The organism is Streptomyces sp. NPDC056231, assembly GCF_048270745.1.
In the GTDB taxonomy this organism is placed as follows: domain Bacteria; phylum Actinomycetota; class Actinomycetes; order Streptomycetales; family Streptomycetaceae; genus Streptomyces.
Genome location: NZ_JBLVKW010000020.1, coordinates 36,152 through 53,855, shown reverse-complemented (window position 1 = coordinate 53,855; position 17,704 = coordinate 36,152). Strand labels below are relative to the sequence as shown.

At 72.4% G+C, this 17,704-nt stretch carries 10 protein-coding genes; 7 read left to right on the top strand and 3 right to left on the bottom strand.

The genetic code is table 11. The annotated features are described in order from the left end of the window. Positions 1 to 156: 156 nt before the first annotated feature. From ACNPQM_RS17935 to moeZ, 5 genes are all read left to right on the top strand, one after another. Complete coding sequence (locus ACNPQM_RS17935) at positions 157 to 1,890, top strand: glycosyltransferase (RefSeq protein ID WP_418084773.1); 1,734 nt, start codon at positions 157 to 159, stop codon at positions 1,888 to 1,890. Positions 1,891 to 2,596: 706 nt separating this feature from the next. Beyond that, positions 2,597 to 3,784, top strand: a complete 1,188-nt coding sequence (locus ACNPQM_RS17930) for a hypothetical protein (protein WP_418084801.1) — start codon at positions 2,597 to 2,599, stop codon at positions 3,782 to 3,784. A 301-nt stretch (positions 3,785 to 4,085) separates the two neighbouring features. Then, the gene (locus ACNPQM_RS17925) at positions 4,086 to 5,051 is read left to right on the top strand and encodes an NAD-dependent epimerase/dehydratase family protein (RefSeq protein WP_358860495.1); all 966 of its coding nucleotides are present in this window, start codon (positions 4,086 to 4,088) and stop codon (positions 5,049 to 5,051) included. Continuing rightward, a complete protein-coding gene (locus tag ACNPQM_RS17920; RefSeq protein WP_418084772.1) occupies positions 5,039 to 5,851 on the top strand; it encodes a spherulation-specific family 4 protein in 813 nt (270 codons plus the stop codon). Before ACNPQM_RS17925 ends, ACNPQM_RS17920 begins: the two co-directional genes overlap by 13 nt. Before the next feature lie 85 nt (positions 5,852 to 5,936). Next, positions 5,937 to 7,115 carry an adenylyltransferase/sulfurtransferase MoeZ gene (gene moeZ / locus ACNPQM_RS17915; protein WP_358860493.1) on the top strand — a complete coding sequence of 393 codons (1,179 nt, stop codon included), beginning with the start codon at positions 5,937 to 5,939 and terminating at the stop codon, positions 7,113 to 7,115. Positions 7,116 to 7,188: 73 nt separating this feature from the next. Here the strand turns inward: moeZ and ACNPQM_RS17910 are convergent, their stop codons facing one another. The 3 genes from ACNPQM_RS17910 to ACNPQM_RS17900 form a co-directional block, all read right to left on the bottom strand. Then, positions 7,189 to 8,769 carry an alpha/beta hydrolase gene (locus ACNPQM_RS17910; protein ID WP_418084771.1) on the bottom strand — a complete coding sequence of 527 codons (1,581 nt, stop codon included), beginning with the start codon at positions 8,767 to 8,769 and terminating at the stop codon, positions 7,189 to 7,191. A 105-nt stretch (positions 8,770 to 8,874) separates the two neighbouring features. After that, positions 8,875 to 10,485 carry an alpha/beta hydrolase gene (locus ACNPQM_RS17905; protein ID WP_418084770.1) on the bottom strand — a complete coding sequence of 537 codons (1,611 nt, stop codon included), beginning with the start codon at positions 10,483 to 10,485 and terminating at the stop codon, positions 8,875 to 8,877. Positions 10,486 to 10,630: 145 nt separating this feature from the next. Next, positions 10,631 to 13,360, bottom strand: coding sequence for a lysylphosphatidylglycerol synthase domain-containing protein (locus ACNPQM_RS17900; protein ID WP_358860490.1), 2,730 nt, complete (start codon positions 13,358 to 13,360; stop codon positions 10,631 to 10,633). Positions 13,361 to 13,596: 236 nt separating this feature from the next. On the opposite strand from ACNPQM_RS17900, the gene ACNPQM_RS17895 reads away from it, so the two are divergent. Further along, positions 13,597 to 14,049, top strand: a complete 453-nt coding sequence (locus ACNPQM_RS17895; protein ID WP_418084769.1) for an MGMT family protein — start codon at positions 13,597 to 13,599, stop codon at positions 14,047 to 14,049. A gap of 206 nt (positions 14,050 to 14,255) precedes the next feature. Next, positions 14,256 to 17,657, top strand: coding sequence for an ATP-dependent helicase (locus ACNPQM_RS17890; protein WP_418084768.1), 3,402 nt, complete (start codon positions 14,256 to 14,258; stop codon positions 17,655 to 17,657). Positions 17,658 to 17,704: the final 47 nt, after the last annotated feature.

The following is a 17,704-nucleotide window of genomic DNA, read 5'->3' as shown; positions in this document are numbered from 1 at the left end:
ACGCTACGGTGGCGGGAAAGTTACGACGGTTCACCCCTTTCGGTGGCGCGATGGACAACCGTCCATCGCGCCACCGGCGTATCCGCTTACGGTCGTCCCGCTGCGAGTCGCCAAACCAACGGCGGCCGCCCACTAAGGAAGATCGGGGGTGCGCTCGTGCGGATCGGACTCCTCACCGACGGTGGTTATCCGTATGCGACCGGTGAGTCCAGACTCTGGTGCGACCGTCTGGTGCGCGGGCTGATGCAGCACGAGTTCGACCTCTACGCGCTCAGCCGCTCCGCCGAGCAGGAGGCGCAGGGCTGGGTGCAGCTTCCGCCCCAGGTCAGCCGGGTACGGACGGCGCCGCTGTGGACGACCGGCGAGGACGTCCTGAGCGGCCATGGCAAGGGGCTGCTCGCCCGACTGGTGACCGGAAGGGGCGGGCGGTCGTACGGGCGGCGCGAACGGGACCGGTTCACGGCGCATTTCACGGCGCTCGCCACGTCGATCTGCACGGCGGGAGCGACCGTGGAGGCCGACGGTGGCGGATCCACGGCCGGCGCACAGTTCACCGACGGGCTGTACGGGCTCGCCGAACTGGCCCGCGAACACGGCAGACTTCCCGTGGCGCTCCGCTCCGAGTCCGCTCTGCGCGTACTGGAAGCAGCCTGCCGCGCCCCGGGCACCGGGCGGCTCGTCCAGGCCGCGACCGTCCCCGACCTCCTCGCCCTCGCCGCGGAACTGGACCGCGTCCTGCGCCCGCTCTCCCTCGACTGGTACGACGAGGAGAGCCTCGGTGCGGTCGACCTCTGCCACGCGGCGTCCGGCGGGGCAGCGGCTCTGCCCGGGCTGTTGGCCAAACGCTTCTTCGGCGTCCCGCTGCTGGTCACCGAGCACGGCGCGCAGTTGCGGGCCCACTACCTCGCAGCGACCGCCCCACCCCTGGGTGCACCGGTGCGCGCCCTGCTTGCCGCATTCCACGGACGGCTCGCCACCGAGGTGTACCGGCAGGCCGCGCTCATCACCCCCGGCAATGCGCACGCACGCCGCTGGCAGGAACGGCTTGGCGCCGACGGCGTCAAGGTGCGCACGGTCTACCCCGGCATGGAGGCGGCCCGCTTCGCAGCCCTGGGGGAGCGCAGGGACGAGGGAGGTCCCGACACTCTGGTCTGGGTCGGCCGGATCGAGCCGTCCAAGGACCTGATCGCACTGCTGCACGCCTTTGCGGAAGTACGGAAGGCCGAACCGGACACCCGGCTGCGGATCGTCGGCGCGCCGGCGCCGGGCGCGGAGGGCGCCACGTACCTCGCGAACTGCCGGGCACTCGCCGCCCAGCTTTTCCCGGACGAGGCCGCCGGCGCGCATGCCGTCGGCGACAACCCGGTCTCCTTCGAGGACATCGGCGGCGCCGAGGTCGCGGACCTCGCCGAGGCGTACGCGGCGGGTGGGATCGTCGTCCTCTCCAGCGTCGTCGAGGGCTTCCCGGTCAGTCTCGTCGAGGCGATGTTCTGCGGACGGGCCACGGTGTCGACGGATGTCGGCGCGGTCGTCGAAGTCATCGGCGGTACGGGTCTTGTGGTGCCCCCGCGCAACCCCCGGGCGCTCGCCGACGCCTGCATCACGCTGCTGCGCGACCCCGAGCGCCGTGCACGTCTGGGGGCGGCGGCGCGCGCCCGCGCGCTCGAACTCTTCACCGTCGAACAGAACCTCGCGGCGTTTCGCGGCATTTACCTGGAGCTGATCTCCCACTCCCCGGTGCGCAGGGAGGCGGACGGCGTACCGCGCCCGTTCGCGACTCCGCCCGAGGCCCTGGTCCTGGGCAGCTGGACGGTTCCCGCGCACACCCCGAGCCGGTCCATCGAGGGCGTGTGCGCGGGTGCGCGCGGGACGGCGGACCGCGATGTGTGAGCAGCAGACGGACAGAAGGACAAGCCGGTCCGGCGGACTCGGCATGGATCACGGAGGATTTCCCATGGGCGGCCGCCCGACCGAGGCGCTCGACGTCCCCGGCACCCCGACGACCGACAGAAGCTGGAACCCCCGCTCGGAGGTCCTGGCCTCCAGACCCAAGGCCACGGAGATTTCCGCCCCGTCCCGGGCGCGGCCCGGGACGGGGGCGATGCCGGGCCTCGCGGGGGTGGGGCCGCTGCAGTCGGTGGCGCTGATGGAGCAGTCGCCGGCGAAGGGGGCGGCCGAGGGGCCGGACTCCCCGCAGGAACGGGACCCGGGCGCGGATTCGCTGTGGAACCCGGCGCCGGATCGGGAACCTGCGCGGGAGCCGGACACGACCGGGAGCCCGGCACCCGACCGCCCCGCGACCGCCGGCGAGTTCCCCGCCGTCACGGGCTGGGCGCTCACCGGCGCCGGAACCGCCGATGTGTGTGCGGACCCCGCAGAGCCGGCACAGCCTGGTGCCGATGCGGCCGACGCCGCGCAGGGCGCCGGTGGCGTGGCGGAGAGCGGAGGCGCGTCCGAGGACGGTGGGCTCACGGAGGCCGAGGCCGGCACACCGCCCGAGGCCGGAGCTCCCCAGCAGGCCGGGACCCCCGCCGGGCCCGCCGCCTGTGCCCCGGCGGCGGCCGAGAACGGGACACGGACCGACACACCCGCCGAGGTGCGGGCGCGGCCCCGGACACATTCCGGAGGTGACGACGCATCCGCCGCCACCCCGCGGGCCCCCGAGATCGCGCACACCCGTGCCACCCCCGCACGCAAGCCCAGCGCCTCCCGGCGCGGGCCCGTCGATCCCGTGAAGACCCTCATGCACCGCCACCGTGACCTCTGCCAACGCGCCGTCGACCCGCTGGAGATCGCCGCCGGGCTCGAAGCCCACGGGATCACCGACCGCACCGCCGCCCGCTACCGGCACCGCGATGTCTTCTCGCTCGCCGAGGAGCTCTACGCGCGGGTGCCCGCCGTGCCAGGGGAGCCGGCGAGCGCGGTGCCTCCCGCGCCGGTGCGCGACATCGAGACCCGCGCCGTCTGGTCGCTCCTCGCGCTGCTGCCCGGTGCGGCCTGCACCGCGACCGCCGTCGTACTGAAACTCACCGAAGGAGCACTCGGCGGTGGGGGGCGGCTCACTGTGACCCTCGTCGGGGCACTCGTCGCGTTCCTCGGGCTCGGCCTGTGCCTGCGGAGTGGGCCCCTGCGCGCCCCGGGGGGCCGCTCCTCGGCGGCAGCCACCCTGTACGTGGGCTGGCTCCTCGGGTACGTCCTGTACGGCCAGGCGCTGCTCGACCAGGTCCTCAGCGGCGGCCCGGAAGGACCCTGGGCGCTCACCCCCGCACCCCTGCTGGGACTCGCGCTCGCCGTCGCCCCCGCCGCCTGGTGCGCGCACCTCTTCGCCGTACACGCACACCGCAGACTCACCGGCAGCCGCGCACTGGAGCAGTTCGCAGCAGGGGTGCGCCCCCTTCTCCTCGGGACCGTCGCCCTCTTCCTCTGCGTGCTCTCGGGGCTGCTCCGCCTCGCCGAGCTCGGGTACGGAGGCGGCGGCAGCCTCGTCGCGGCCGCCGCGCTCGGCGTACTCCTCCTGCTCGCCCGGCTGCTGACCGTCCATGGCTTCCCGGAGCCCGCCACCACCGGACTCGCCGCCGCCTGCGCCGTCGAGGCGGCCGCCCCCGCCCTGATCCTGGCCGGGCGGCTGCCCGGCCTCCATGTCCTCGCCCGCCCCGTCGACGCGGTCATCGAGGCGGGCGGCACCGGAGCCGTACCCGCCGTCGCCTGCGGCGCAGCCGCGCTCGGGCTGCTGATCCACGCCACCGTCGCCCTTTCCAGGGCGTCCGCCCACACCACCGCCTGAGACCGGCCGGCACATGGGGGGCGGCGTCGCGGGGCCGGTTGCGCACATCCGCGGCGTCGTCGTCGGTCAGCAACGCTCCGCGTTGCCTCCCTCCTCCGCCCCGCAGCCGCACGCAACCGGCCCCGCTCCTTCTCCCGCCCCCCATGTGCCGGCCGGTCCAAGCCGCGATGAAGAGCCACTCCCTGTACGACGCCCGCGGAGCCGACAGGCCTACCGCTCACCACCTCCCCAAGGAGACACCGGACATGACCCCCCAATCCCCCGCACCGGCAGCCCGCCGTCGGCACGAAGGGGGCACCCGATGAGGGTTCTGCTGCTCGGAGCCAACGGGTTCCTCGGCCGGTTCGTGGCCGACCGGCTGCTCGCCGACCCCGCCGTGCACCTCACGGCGCTCGGCCGCGGCGACGACGCCGACGTGCGGTTCGACCTCGCGGGCGGCTCGCCCGGAGCACTCACCCGCTTCCTGGACGCCGTCCACCCCGGCGTCGTCGTCAACTGCGCGGGCGCCACCCGCGGCGGAGCCCGCGACCTGACCCGGCACAACACCGTCGCCGTCGCCACCGTCTGCGAGGCGATGCGGCGCAGCGGCTGCAGCGCCCGCCTGGTCCAGGTGGGCTGCTCCTCGGAGTACGGGCCCTCACAGCCCGGCTCCTCGACGGCGGAGGACGCCATCCCGCGCCCGGGCGGGCCGTACGGCGTCTCCAAGCTCGCCGCCACCGAACTCGTCCTCGGCTCCGGCCTCGACGCGGTTGTACTGAGGGTCTTCTCGCCGGTCGGCCCCGGCACCCCGGCGGGTTCCCCACTGGGCCGGCTCGCCGAGGCGATGCGCCGCGCCATGCAGTCCGGCGACGGCGAGCTGAAGCTCAGCGGCCTCGGGGTGCAGCGCGACTTCGTCGACGTACGGGACATCGCCCGCGCCGTGCATGCCGCCTCGCTCTCCGCTGCGCAGGGAGTCGTCAACATCGGCACCGGCCGAGCCGTACGGCTCCGCGACACCGCCGCCGTGCTTGCCAAGGTCGCGGGCTACCCGGGTGCGCTCCACGAGCTGGACACGCCCCCCGCCCGGGTGCCCATCGGGGCCCCCCGCACCTCCTCCGAGTCGGTCATCGAACACCTCTCGGCGACCCCGTCCCCGTATCCCGACGGCTGCGGCGCCTGGCAGCAGGCAGACGTCCGCACCGCCCGCGACCGGCTCGGCTGGCGGCCCCGGATCAACCTGGAGGAGTCCCTCGCCGACATCTGGATGGAGGCGGCATGCCGCATCTGACCAGTGCCGGAACGGCACGCAGGGCCGGTGGCGCCGAGCAGCTCGGCTTCGGCGTCCCCGGCTACGCGCATCCCCTGCTCGCCCCCACCGAATGGGCCGAACTGACCCGCCCCGGCACCCACGTGCACTGGGCGGTCCTCAACATCGACACCGGTCCCGGCGCCCGGCCCGACCCGCACTGTCTGGAAGCCGCGGGCCGGCTCCACAACGCCCGCCAACAGGCCCTGAAAGGCGAGACCGCGCAGGACCCCGTCCGGGCGGGCGGCGGCCGACTGCTGGGCCACCTTGATCTGGCCCACGGCGACCGTCCGTTCGACGAGCTGATCACCGATGCGCAGTCCTTCCTCGACTGGTACCGCGTCGACGGCTTCTACCTGGACCGGTGTCCCGCCGACCGCGCCGGTCTCCCGGCGGTCCGCCGCCTCACCGGCACGCTCGCCGCGCTCGTCGAGGACGGGCTGCTGGTGCTCGGGCACGGAACCCATCCGCATCCCGGCTACGTCGAGACCGCCGACCAGCTGGTCACCTTCTCCGGGGCGTGGACCGACTACCGCTGGTCGCAGGTGGCGGAGTGGACCGCCGCCTACCCGCCGGGACGCTTCGCGCACTTCGTGCACGGTCTTCCGCGCACCCACCTCGACGAGGCCCTGCGCATCGCCCGTTGGCAGGGCGCGGGCACGATCTTCTTCACCGACCGCACCGTGCGGAGGGGCAGCAGAGGACAAACCGATCCATTCGCGGCGCTGCCCGGGTACTGGGACGAAATTGTCTCGCGGATCGGACCTGGTATCTCGGAATGAGAGGGGGCGTGGCAGTGTTACGGCAAGAAGAACCGTACGCAGATGAAGTACGTAGAAACCGACCACCTGCATTGTTGAGGTTCCTGTGTCGCTGCCACCCCTGGTCGAGCCAGCTGCTGAGCTCACCGTCGACGAGGTCCGCAGGTACTCCCGCCACCTGATCATCCCGGATGTCGGGATGGACGGGCAGAAGCGGCTGAAGAACGCGAAGGTGCTCTGTGTGGGCGCCGGCGGTCTCGGCTCGCCGGCCCTGATGTACCTGGCCGCGGCCGGTGTCGGCACGCTCGGCATCGTGGAGTTCGACGAGGTCGACGAGTCGAATCTGCAGCGCCAGATCATCCACAGCCAGTCCGACATCGGCCGTTCCAAGGCGGAGTCCGCCAAGGACTCGGTCCTCGGCATCAACCCGTATGTGAATGTGATCCTTCACGAAGAGCGGCTCGAGGCCGAGAACGTGATGGAGATCTTCTCCCGGTACGACCTGATTGTGGACGGCACGGACAACTTCGCCACCCGCTATCTCGTCAACGACGCCGCGGTGCTGCTGAACAAGCCGTACGTGTGGGGTTCGATCTACCGCTTCGACGGCCAGGCGTCCGTCTTCTGGTCCGAGCACGGTCCCTGCTACCGCTGCCTCTACCCGGAGCCGCCGCCCCCCGGCATGGTCCCGTCCTGCGCCGAGGGCGGCGTGCTGGGCGTGCTCTGCGCGTCCATCGGTTCCATCCAGGTCACCGAGGCCATCAAGCTGCTCGCCGGTGTCGGCGACCCGCTGGTCGGCCGACTGATGATCTACGACGCCCTGGAGATGCAGTACCGCCAGGTCAAGGTCCGCAAGGACCCCGACTGCGCGGTCTGCGGCGAGAACGCGACCGTCACCGAACTCATCGACTACGAGGCCTTCTGCGGCGTCGTGTCCGAGGAGGCCCAGGAGGCGGCGCTCGGCTCCACGATCACTCCGAAGCAGCTCAAGGAGTGGATCGACGCGGACGAGAAGATCGAGATCATCGACGTTCGCGAGCCGAACGAGTTCGAGATCGTCTCGATCCCCGGCGCGAAGCTGATCCCGAAGAACGAGTTCCTGATGGGCAACGCCCTCCAGGACCTCCCGCAGGACAAGCGCATCGTCCTGCACTGCAAGACCGGCGTCCGCAGCGCCGAGGTACTCGCGGTCCTCAAGTCGGCGGGCTTCGCCGACGCGGTGCACGTCGGTGGCGGCGTGATCGGCTGGGTCAACCAGATCGAGCCCGCGAAGCCGGTGTACTAGGGCGTATGTGAGGCGAAAAGCTTCGAAGGGGCCGGTCCGCGTCAAGCGGCCGGCCCCTTCCCCGTTCTCTCCGTCACGAACAGGTCTTGCCGTCCGCCGGGACCTTCCCGTCCAGGAAGTACGCGTCCACCGTCGACGTCACACAGCCGCTCACACCGTACGAGCCGTGGCCCTCGCCCTTGTTGGTGAGCATGATGCCGACGCCCTTGCCCAACTCGTCCGCCATCCTCTGCGCCCCCTCGTAGGGTGTCGCAGGATCGCCGGTCGTGCCGATGACGAGGATCGGACCGGCGCCCGGAGCGCTCGCCTCCGGAGTGTCCAGCTCACCCTTCACCGGCCAGTCCGAACACCAGCCGGCCGTGTCCCACGCGAGGAACGGGCCGAAGACCGGGGACAGTTTCCGGAACTCGGGCAGCAGGGCCCTGGCTTCCGCGACCGTCGGCCGGAGGCTGCTGTCCGCGCAGGAAATGGCGCGCTGTGAGTGGCTCTCGGTGTCGTAGTGCCCCTTCTCGTCACGGCCGTTGTACTGGTCGGCCATCTGCAGCAGCAGATTCCCGGTGCCCTGCTCCTCCGCCTCGTCCAGCGCGCTCGTCAGGACGGGCCAGCTGCTCTCGGAGTAGAGCAGCCGCACGATGCCGATGACCGCCATCGACTCGTTGAGCTCGCGGCCCGAACCGGTCGGCAGCGGCTTCCTGTCGATCCGCTCCAGCATCCGGGCGATGCGCTGCGTCCCGGCCTTCGGGTCCTGGCCGCGGTCCTTGAAGTAGTTCTCCAGGGCCCGCTGGAAGCCGGTCGTCTGGTTGCGGGCGTGCCCGATCGTGTCGGCGGTCGGGTCGACGACCGCGTCGAGGACCGTGCGTCCCACGTTCTTCGGGAAGAGGTGCGCGTACGTCCCGCCGAGCCCCGTGCCGTACGAGATACCGAAGTACGTCATCTTCCTGTCGCCGAGAACCTGGCGGATCAGGTCCAGGTCCCGGGCGGCGTTCGTCGTGCCGACGTACGGCAGGACCTTGCCCGAACGGCGTACGCAGCCGGCGCCGAAGTCCGCGCCGTCCTTCATGAACGCCGCCTCCTCCGCCGCCGTGTCCGGAGTCATGTCGACCTTCCGGTTGGCGTCCTCCTGCTCCCGGTCGGTGCGGCAGTGCACACCGGCGCTGGCCGAGACCCCGCGCGGGTCGAAACTCACCAGGTCGTAGCGGGCGTTGAGCTTCCCGTACGAGCCGGCGGCGCGCGGCAGTATCGAGACGCCGGAACCGCCGGGGCCGCCGAAGTTGAACAGCATCGAGCCGAGCCGGCGGCTCTTGTCCCGGGCCTCCTTGCGGATCAGCGCGATCCCGATCGTGCTGCCGTCCGGCTTCGCGTAGTTCAACGGCACTGTGACCGTCGTGCACCGCCAGTCGACGCCGGGTGCGGCGCCGCCCTCGGGGGCCTTGCACCGGTGCCAGTCCGGGCGCTGAGAGGTGAGGGACGCGGGCAGGGCAGGCAGGGCGGGCTTCCCGTCCGAAGCCTTGGACGACCCGGTGGACGTGGGTGCGGCGCCGGCGCTCGCCTTGTCGTCCGACGCCGGGTCCGTACCCCCGCCGCAGCCCGCGAGTACTCCCGTGAACAGCAGTGCGGCAGCAGCCAGCGCTCCGGCGCGTGCATGGTGGGCCACGTGTACGTCCCTCCCTTTGGTGCCTGTGCGTACGGCCTGCGGCGAGAGGCCAGGGCCCGTGAGCCCGGCGATCCGGAGAGGCCCCGGGCCCCGCCGCCGACAGCTTCAGCGGCAGACGGTACCGGCTGCCGGGACTGTGCCGTCCAGCAGGTAGCTGGCCACCGTCTTCTTCACACAGGCGTTGCCGCTGTTGTACGCGCCGTGCCCCTGGCCCTCGAAGGTCATCTGCACCCCGACACCCGGGCCCAGCTCTTGCGCCATCGCCTGTGCGCCCTTGTACGGGGTAGCCGGGTCGCCCGTGTTACCGATGACCAGGATGGGGGGCGCGCCGGGAGCGCTGACGTCCGGGGTCTTCCACGCACCCGCGACCGGCCAGCCGGTGCACTGCAACAGACCCCAGCCCATATAGTCGCCGAAGACCGGCGACGCCTTCCGGAACTCCGGAAGCAGCGCCCTCGCCCCGTCGACGGTGAACCGCTGCTTCGAGTCGGCGCAGCTGACCGCGGCGTTGGCGGCCGTCGAGTTGTCGTAGCGGCCGGTCCGGGAACGGCCGTTCAGCGAGTCGGCCAGGGCCAGGAGCAGCGCGCCGTTCCCGCCGTCCGCCTCGTCGACCCCCTGTTCCAGCAGCGGCCAGGTCTCCTTGGAGTAGAGCGAGGCCGCGATTCCGGTGGTGGCCTGGGACTCCGTCAGCTGCCGGGAGCCGAGCCCCGAGATCGGCTGCTCGTCCAGCCGGTCGAGAAGTTCGGCGATGCCCTGCTCGACCTCCTTCCCGGTGGTTCCGGGAAGCTTGCAGGCGGCGCCGCGCTCCGCGCAGTCCCGGGTGAAGTTGTCCAGCGCCAACTGGAAGCCCTTCGCCTGGCCGAGGGAGGACTGCTCGTAGTCCTCGGTCGGGTCGACGACCCCGTCGAGCACCGCCCTGCCGACCTTCTCCGGGAACAAGTGTGCGTAGACGCCGCCCAGTTCGGTGCCGTACGAGACGCCGAAGTAGTGCAGCTTGTCGTCGCCGAGCACCTGGCGCATCAGATCCATGTCGCGGGCGGCGTTGGTGGTGCCGACGTAGGGGAGTTCGGAGCCGGAGTTCTTCTCGCAGGCCGCGGCGAACTTCTTCTGCTGGTTGAGGAGGGCCTGCTCCTCGGCGGCGGTGTTCGGGGTGGCGTCGCTCTGGAAGCGCGCGTCGAGCTGTTGGTCGTTCTCGCACTTCACCCCTTCGCTTCGGCCGACCCCGCGCGGATCGAAGCTCACCAGGTCGTAACGGGTACGGAGGCTGGCGTACGTGGGGCCGAAGGCGGGCAGCGTGGCGACGCCGGAGGAGCCGGGGCCGCCGAAGTTGAAGATGAGCGAGCCGATTCGCTTGTTCTGATTGACGGCCCCGGCGCGGATCAACGCCAGCGCGATCGTGTCGCCGCCCGGCTTCGCGTAATCGAGCGGGACCTTCATGAAGGAGCACTCCCAGACGGCGCCGCCGGGGAGGGGGGTGGGGGCGGTTCCGCCGCCCTGCGCCGTGGACGGGGCCTGGCAGGGCTTCCACGTCAACTTCTGGGAGGCCAGGTCGGCTGCTCCGGATGCCTCGGCGGTGTTCGCCGCGTGCGGAGAGTCCTTCGTACGGTCCGTAGCGGTGGCCTCGTTGCCGCTGTCGTCCGAACAGGCGGTGAGGGGCAGCAGAACGGTAGCGGTGGCCGCGAGGGCCGCGGCGCGCAGGGCAGGAGAGGTCCTCATCGCCCCATCGTGCGACGGCACGCGGGGCGGCGCGCGGGACGCCGGTCCAAGTGGGTGGCCCAGGGCCCCCGGGTACGGGGCGACCCGGGGCAGGGGCCGTGGGGGTCTCCCCGGAGGGCGGTTTCCCCAGGGTGGCGCCGGCGTGTCAGAGGGCGCCCTTGCGGGTGAGGCGGTTGAAGCAGAGCCAGCCGGGCAGGACCGGCAGCCACAGGGTCATCAGCCGGAACAGCAGCACAGCGGGCGCCGCGACCTCCTTCGGCAGACCGACCGCGATCAGTCCCAGCGTCAGCGCGCCCTCGACCGCACCCATACCGCCCGGCGTCGGCGCCGCCGACCCCAGTGCGTTGCCGGCGAGGAAGACCACCGCGATGCTCGCGTAGCTGAGCTGCGGAACGTCGGGACCGCTGAACGCCCGGATCGACGCGTCCAGGCACATCACGAACAGGCCGGTCAGCAGCAGCATGCCGCCGATACCGGTGAGCAGCTTCTGCGGGCGCTGCACGACATCGAGCATGCGCGGTACGACCCCGGCGAACAGCGACCGCAAGCGCGTCACCACGAACTTCCGCAGGAACGGGATCGCGGTCACCACCAGGACCAGCACCGCGACCGTCAGCAGTCCGGCAATCACCGTCCTGGACGGGGCGAGCGACGGAGTCTTCTCGGTCCCGGTCAGGTATCCGAACGCGGCCAGCAGCAGGATGTGGCAGCCGAGCCCGAACAGCTGGGAGGCGCCGACACTCGCGACGGCGAGCCCCGGGCGTACCCCGGAACGCTGCAGGAACCGCGTGTTCAGCGCCACACCGCCGACCGCGGGCGGCGCGACGATCTTCACGAATGAACCGGCCACCTGCGCCAGCACGGTCTTCCCGAACGGCACCCGCTCCGGCACGAACCCCAGCAGGCTCATCGCCGCCGCGATGTAACTGAGCGCCGAGAACCCGAGCGCCGCCGCCACCCAGCCCCACTCCGCCTGCTCGACGACCGCGCCGAAGTCGGCCTGCGTGACCTGCGAGATCAGGAAGTACGCGGCGATCGCACCGGCGATGAAGCTGAGCAGCGTGCGCGGCTTGATCCGCTCCAGCCGGACCGGCTCCACGGGTGCCTGCGGCCGGATCAGCAGCACCTGGCGGCGGATCTGGGTCAGCAGATCCTCCTCCCGGGCCTCGTCCAGGGCATCGTCCATCGCCCGCTTCTCCGCCTGCTTCTCATTGCGGAGCGCCTTGCGGTCGGCAGGGACCGACGCCTGTGCCCCCTGGGCCTTGGCGAGCTTTGCCGCGTCCGACGCCGCGATCACGGCCTCGCGCTCGCGCTGCGACCGCTCACGGGCCAGCCTGCGCAGCGCCGCCCGGGTGGAGCGGCTGAGGGCGATCGGCTGGAGCAGCGGCAGGCAGTTCGCCACGGCATCGGGGCCGAGGACCTCGAGCGCCGCCGCGACGGCCCGCTCGGCCCCCACCCGCAGACCCGTGGTGGTGAGCAGCTGCGCGATGTCCATCCGCAGCACCAGATCACCGGCCGCGATCTCACCACCGCGCAGATCGGTCACGAACACCGTGCCGGAACGATCCACCAGGATCGCGTCGCCGGTGAGCCTGCGGTGCGCGATCCGCCGCGACTGGAGCGCCTGCACCTGCCGCCAGGCGCCGCGCACCAGGTCGTCGGTGATCTCCACGTCCTCCAGCGCATCGAGGGAGCGCCCGCCGATGTGCCCGTACACCAGCATCACGGCGTCGGGACCGAGCTCCGAGGTGGCGATCAGCTTGGGGGCGTTGGCTCCGGCGGCGATCGCCGCGTACGCGAGGAGCGCCTCCTGCTCCAGCGCCTGGCGCAGAGACTGGAGGGATTGGCGCTGGGTGATGCCGCGCAGGGTGAGTCTGCGCCACACCCGGTAGAAGAAGCCCTGTGCCTGCTGTTCCCGGTCGACGACCGTCACATCCAGCGGTGGGCCGTCCTCCAGGGAAACCAGATAGCGGCGGCCCCGGTCGCTCGGGTCGCCGGAGTCGGGGGTGTCATCGGCGCGCATCGCGGTGACCGGGCGGAAGCCGACGTGACGCAGACCGGCCATCAGATGCTGACCGGTCGGCCGGACGTTCGGCGAGCCGACCGTGTACAGCGTGCCGTACGCGACGGTCCAGCCGATGAGCACGGTGAGGACGATCGAGAACGGGGTCGTGAAGCCGCCCACCAGCATGGCGAAGGCGTCGAGCAGCAGCACCACCCACAGCACGACCCGCCAGCGCGGCCGTCTCGCCATCCCGACCGCCGTCATGTAGGCGATCACGGGTGCGAGATAGCCGTGTACGGGATCGGTGAGCGCGGCACCGGGCTGAGGCTGGGTGAGCGCGTCCTGAATGGTGCCGGGGGCGGATTTGGCGACCCAGAGGTCGGTGGCGAGCGTCACCCCGTGCGCGAGAACGGCAGCGAGGACGCCGTCCGCGATCCGCAGCCCGTCGCGTTTGATGAGCCGCTCGATGGCGAAGGCGACGGGCACCAGCAGCACCGCGATGCTGGAGACCAGGCCGGCGAGCTTGATCAGGACGTCGGGTGCTTGGTCCGTGCCCTTGGTGATGTCGTGTTCGAGACCGGTGGTCGTGCCGTGGGCGAACGCGGCGATGGAGAACAGGACGGCGATCGCCAGGACACCGACGAGGAGCCGCATCAGGTCGGAGGGGCGGTGCACCCGGGCGGGGAGCAGCGGCTCGTCACCGGAGACCCGGTCGGCCTGTTCGGCCTCGGCGACGGTCGAGAGAGTGGAGCCGACCAGATGGTGCGGAGCGGAGTCCTGCTCTTCACGCTTCTGCGTCGGCTGCTGCCGCCGCTGCTCTTCCGGGCGCTGTTCGGCGTCAGAGGCGTCGGCTGCCTTCGGTGGCTGCACGCCCTGCTCCTTCGTCGCCTCTGAATGCTCTTCGTGGTCTCGTATCACCGGTCACCGCCCGCATGATGGTGGCACGGCCTGGAGACAGAGGGGGGTATCAGGGTGCACTGCACGGTCGCGCGATGCGCAAGATACGCCCCTTTGCTCTCGGGTGCACACTCAGTGAATGCCCGCCTACGCGACCCTCGGCCGTGCACCGGGCCGGACTGTCGGTGGCATACGGCACCATGGTCCGGATGAGCCAAAAGCGGACGAGCGGCGACGGGGCGAGGGGCGACCGGGCGCCCGACGCGTCGCCCGAGTACGACGCACTGCCGGAGTACGCGGAGCGCGTGCTCGATGTCGCCGACCTGATCCCACCCGGCCGTGTCATGACGTACGGCGATGTCGCGGAGTGGCTGGGGGAGGGCGGTCCGCGCCAGGTCGGCCGGGTCATGGCGCTGTACGGCGCCGCGGCGCCGTGGTGGCGTGTGGTGCGGGCCGACGGGGCGCTGCTGCCCGGACATGAGCTGCGGGCGCTGGACCACTACCGCGAGGAGAGCACCCCGCTGCGCGAGGCCTCGCGCGGTGCTGAGGGCCACGTGCCGCGCCTCGACATGAAGCGCGCACGGTGGGACGGCGTGACCGGTGGGCACGGGGGCACCGACCGGAACGAGGATCAGGACGGGGTCGGGAGAGCTCACACCTGACAGCTTCCGCCATTTGGCCCCATGACGGGCGCAGCCGGGCCCGTTCGATGGACGAAAATACCGGCGTGACCTGCCGTGCGAAGCGGAACGTGACGTTCGACGCAGTGGACCCGCCGCATCCCACGCCCCCGCTGGCGTAGCGTCGACAGTTCGCGGCAGGCACCCCCGCCCCCCGCCATCAGCACCCTCCAGGACCGGCGATCCACGTGAGCTCCTCCTCCTTCACCCGGCACAGTCCGTACCGTCAGGCACGGCAGGGGGTCCCCCCACGCCCGCAGGGGCGTTCGGGGAGGTCCACGGGCGCGTACCGACTGGTGCGCACCCGGCCGGGTTCCGTGGACCCTCCTCTTCTGGACGCAGCGCAACAGTCGGTGGTTGATCATCCCGGCGGCCCGCTGCTGGTTCTCGCCGGACCGGGCACCGGCAAGACGACCACGCTCGTCGAAGCGGTCGCCGCCCGCATCGCCAGGGGCGGCGACCCGGCCCGCATTCTGGTCCTCACGTTCAGCCGCAAGGCGGCGGTGGAGCTGCGCGACCGGATGGCCGCCCGGCTCGGTGCCGCCCGCGGCCCGCAGGCCACCACATTCCACTCCTTCTGCTACGCACTGGTCCGCGCCCATCAGGACGCCGATCTCTTCGCCGACCCGCTCCGGCTGCTCTCCGGACCCGAGCAGGACGTCACCGTCCGCGATCTCCTGGCCGGCCAGCTCGAACTGGAACAGGAGGGCATCGCGCACATCCGCTGGCCCGACGAGCTGCGGGCCTGCCTGACCACGCGTGGCTTCGCCGACGAGGTACGAGCGGTGCTCGCCCGCAGCCGCGAGCTGGGCATCGGCCCGGATGCCCTCGCCGACTTCGCGCGCCGCACCGGCCGCCCGGACTGGGGCGCGGCCGCCGCGTTCCTCGCCGAGTACCTCGACGTGCTCGACGCGCAGGGGGTGCTGGACTACGCGGAGCTGGTCCACCGGGCGGTGCTCCTCGCCGAGCGCCCCGAGGTGTCGGCGGTGCTGGCCGGGGCGTACGACGCGGTGTTCGTCGACGAGTACCAGGACACGGACCCGGCGCAGGTACGGCTGCTGCACGCGCTGGCGGGCAACCGAGGGAGAGCGCCGGGGGCCGGCGGAGGCCGGGACCTGATCGCGTTCGGCGACCCGGACCAGTCGATCTACACGTTCCGGGGCGCCGACGTGAACGGCATCCTCGACTTCCCGGAGATGTTCCGGCGGGCGGACGGCGGCCCGGCCCCGGTCGGCGTCCTCACCACGTCGCGGCGCTCCGGCGCACAGCTGCTGGCCGCCACCCGGCTGCTCACCCGCCGGATGCCGCTGACCCGGCTGCCGTCGGCGAAGGTCCGCGCCCACCGGGAGCTCGCCGCGGTACGCGAGGGCGGGTGTGTCGAGACGTACACCTACCCGACCGCCTCCACCGAGCTGGACAACATCGCCGACCTGCTGCGCCGCGCCCACCTGGAGGACGGTGTGCCATGGGGCGAGATGGCGGTGCTGGTACGTGCCGGGGGCCGCACGATCCCCGCGGTGCGCCGCGCCCTGACGTCGGCGGGTGTGCCCCTGGAGGTCGACGGCGACGACCTCCCGCTGCGCCACGAACCCGCTGTGGCCCCGCTCCTCACCGCCCTCCGCACGGTCGCCACGGCCGCGCTGCACCGCACGACGGCTGCGGAGCCGACGGCCCCGGACGACGGCGCCGCCCCCGCGCCCGAGGAGCCGGCCGCCCCCTGGCTCGACACCGAGACCGCCCTCACCCTCCTCACCTCCCCCCTCGGCTCCATGGACGCCGCCGATCTGCGCCGGCTCGGCCGGGCGCTGCGCGACGAGGAGCGGGCCGCCGGGAACCGGGTACCGCCGCCCTCCGGCGAGCTGCTGGCCCGCGCGCTCGCCGAACCCGAACGCCTCGTCGCACACGACCCCGCGTACGCCCGCGGTGCCCAGCGCCTCGGCGCGCTGCTGCGCAAGGCACGCGAACTCCTCGAAGGCGGCGGCACCGCCGAAGAGGCCCTGTGGGAGCTGTGGGCCGGCACCCCCTGGCCGGGGCGGCTCGAACGCGCCGCGCTGCGCGGCGGTGTGGGCGGCCGCAACGCCGACCGCGATCTCGACGCCGTCTGCGCGCTCTTCGACACCGCGGCCCGCGCCGAGGAACGCACCGGTGGCCGCGGCGCGCTCAACTTCCTCGAAGAGATCGACGCCCAGGACATCGCCGCCGACACCCTCTCCAAGCGGGTCGGACGCACCGACGCCGTACGGCTGATGACCGCGCACCGCTCGAAGGGCCTGGAGTGGCGGCTGGTCGTCGTCGCCGGGGTGCAGGAGGGGCTCTGGCCGGACCTGCGCCGCCGCGGCTCGCTGCTCGAAGCCGACCGGATCGGCCGCGATGGCCTCGCCGAACCGCTCACCCCGGGCGCCCTCCTCGCCGAGGAACGACGCCTCTTCTACGTGGCGGCGACCCGCGCACGGGAGCGGCTGATCGTCACCGCGGTGAAGGCGCCCGCCGCCGACGGCGACCAGCCGTCCCGCTTCCTCACCGAGCTGGGCATCGAACCCCGCGACGTCACCGGACGCCCGCGCCGCCCGCTCGCCGTCGCCGCGCTCGTCGCCGAGCTGCGCGCCACCGCCGTCGACCCCGATGCCTCCGAGGCCCTGCGCGACGAGGCCGCCCACCGGCTGGCCCGGCTGGCCGCGCTCACGGACGACGAGGGGCAGCCGCTCGTGCCGTCGGCCCATCCGTACCGCTGGTGGGGGCTGTACGAGCCGACCCGTTCGGCCGTCCCGCTCCGCGACCGGGACCGCCCTGTGGCGCTCTCCGGCAGCGCACTCGACCAGCTGGCCAACACCTGCGCCCTGCAGTGGTTCCTGGGCCGCGAGGTGAAGGCGGACGCCCCGGCGACGGCCGCGCAGGGGTTCGGCAACGTCGTGCACGTACTCGCCGACGAGGTCGCCTCCGGCCGTACCCCCGCCGACCTGGCGGTCCTGATGGAGCGCCTCGACTCGGTCTGGGACGGGCTGGTCTTCGACGCCCCCTGGAAGTCGCAGCAGGAGAAGGAACAGGCGAGGGTCGCCCTCGAACGCTTTCTGCGCTGGCATGTCATGGACCGCACCGGCCGCACCTCCGCCGCGAGCGAGCACGACTTCGACGTGACGCTCGAAGCGGGGGAGTACGAGGTACGGATCCGCGGCTCCATGGACCGTGTCGAACGGGACGCCGACGGCCGTGCGTACGTCGTCGACTTCAAGACCGGCAAGCAGTCCCCGACGAAGGACGAGGTCGCCCGCCATCCCCAGCTCGCCGTGTACCAGCTGGCCGTCCGGGAGGGGGCGGTCGACGAGATCTTCGACGGCCACCGCCCCGCTTCCGGTGGCGCCGAACTCGTCCAGCTGCGGCAGCCGGCCCCGAAGAAGGAGGGCGGCGACGCCCTTCCCAAGGTGCAGGCCCAGGAACCGCCCACCACCGAGTGGGTCTCCGACCTGCTGGCCACGGCCGCGGGCCGGGTCCTGGACGAACGCTTCACCCCCACGACCGGCCGGCACTGCACCCACTGCACATTCCGGGCCTCGTGCAGCGCTCAGCCCGAGGGCCGCCACATCCTGGAGTGACCGGGCTGCGGCTCCGGCCGGTCGGCCTGGACCACAGCCGGCCTCCC

Bases quoted from the DNA above. Each gene is read 5' to 3' on its own strand.
- ACNPQM_RS17895 (WP_418084769.1), top strand. From the start codon at position 13,597: ATGAGCCAAAAGCGGACGAGCGGCGACGGGGCGAGGGGCGACCGGGCG.
- ACNPQM_RS17905 (WP_418084770.1), bottom strand. From the start codon at position 10,485: ATGAGGACCTCTCCTGCCCTGCGCGCCGCGGCCCTCGCGGCCACCGCT.
- ACNPQM_RS17925 (WP_358860495.1), top strand. From the start codon at position 4,086: ATGAGGGTTCTGCTGCTCGGAGCCAACGGGTTCCTCGGCCGGTTCGTG.
- ACNPQM_RS17920 (WP_418084772.1), top strand. From the start codon at position 5,039: ATGCCGCATCTGACCAGTGCCGGAACGGCACGCAGGGCCGGTGGCGCC.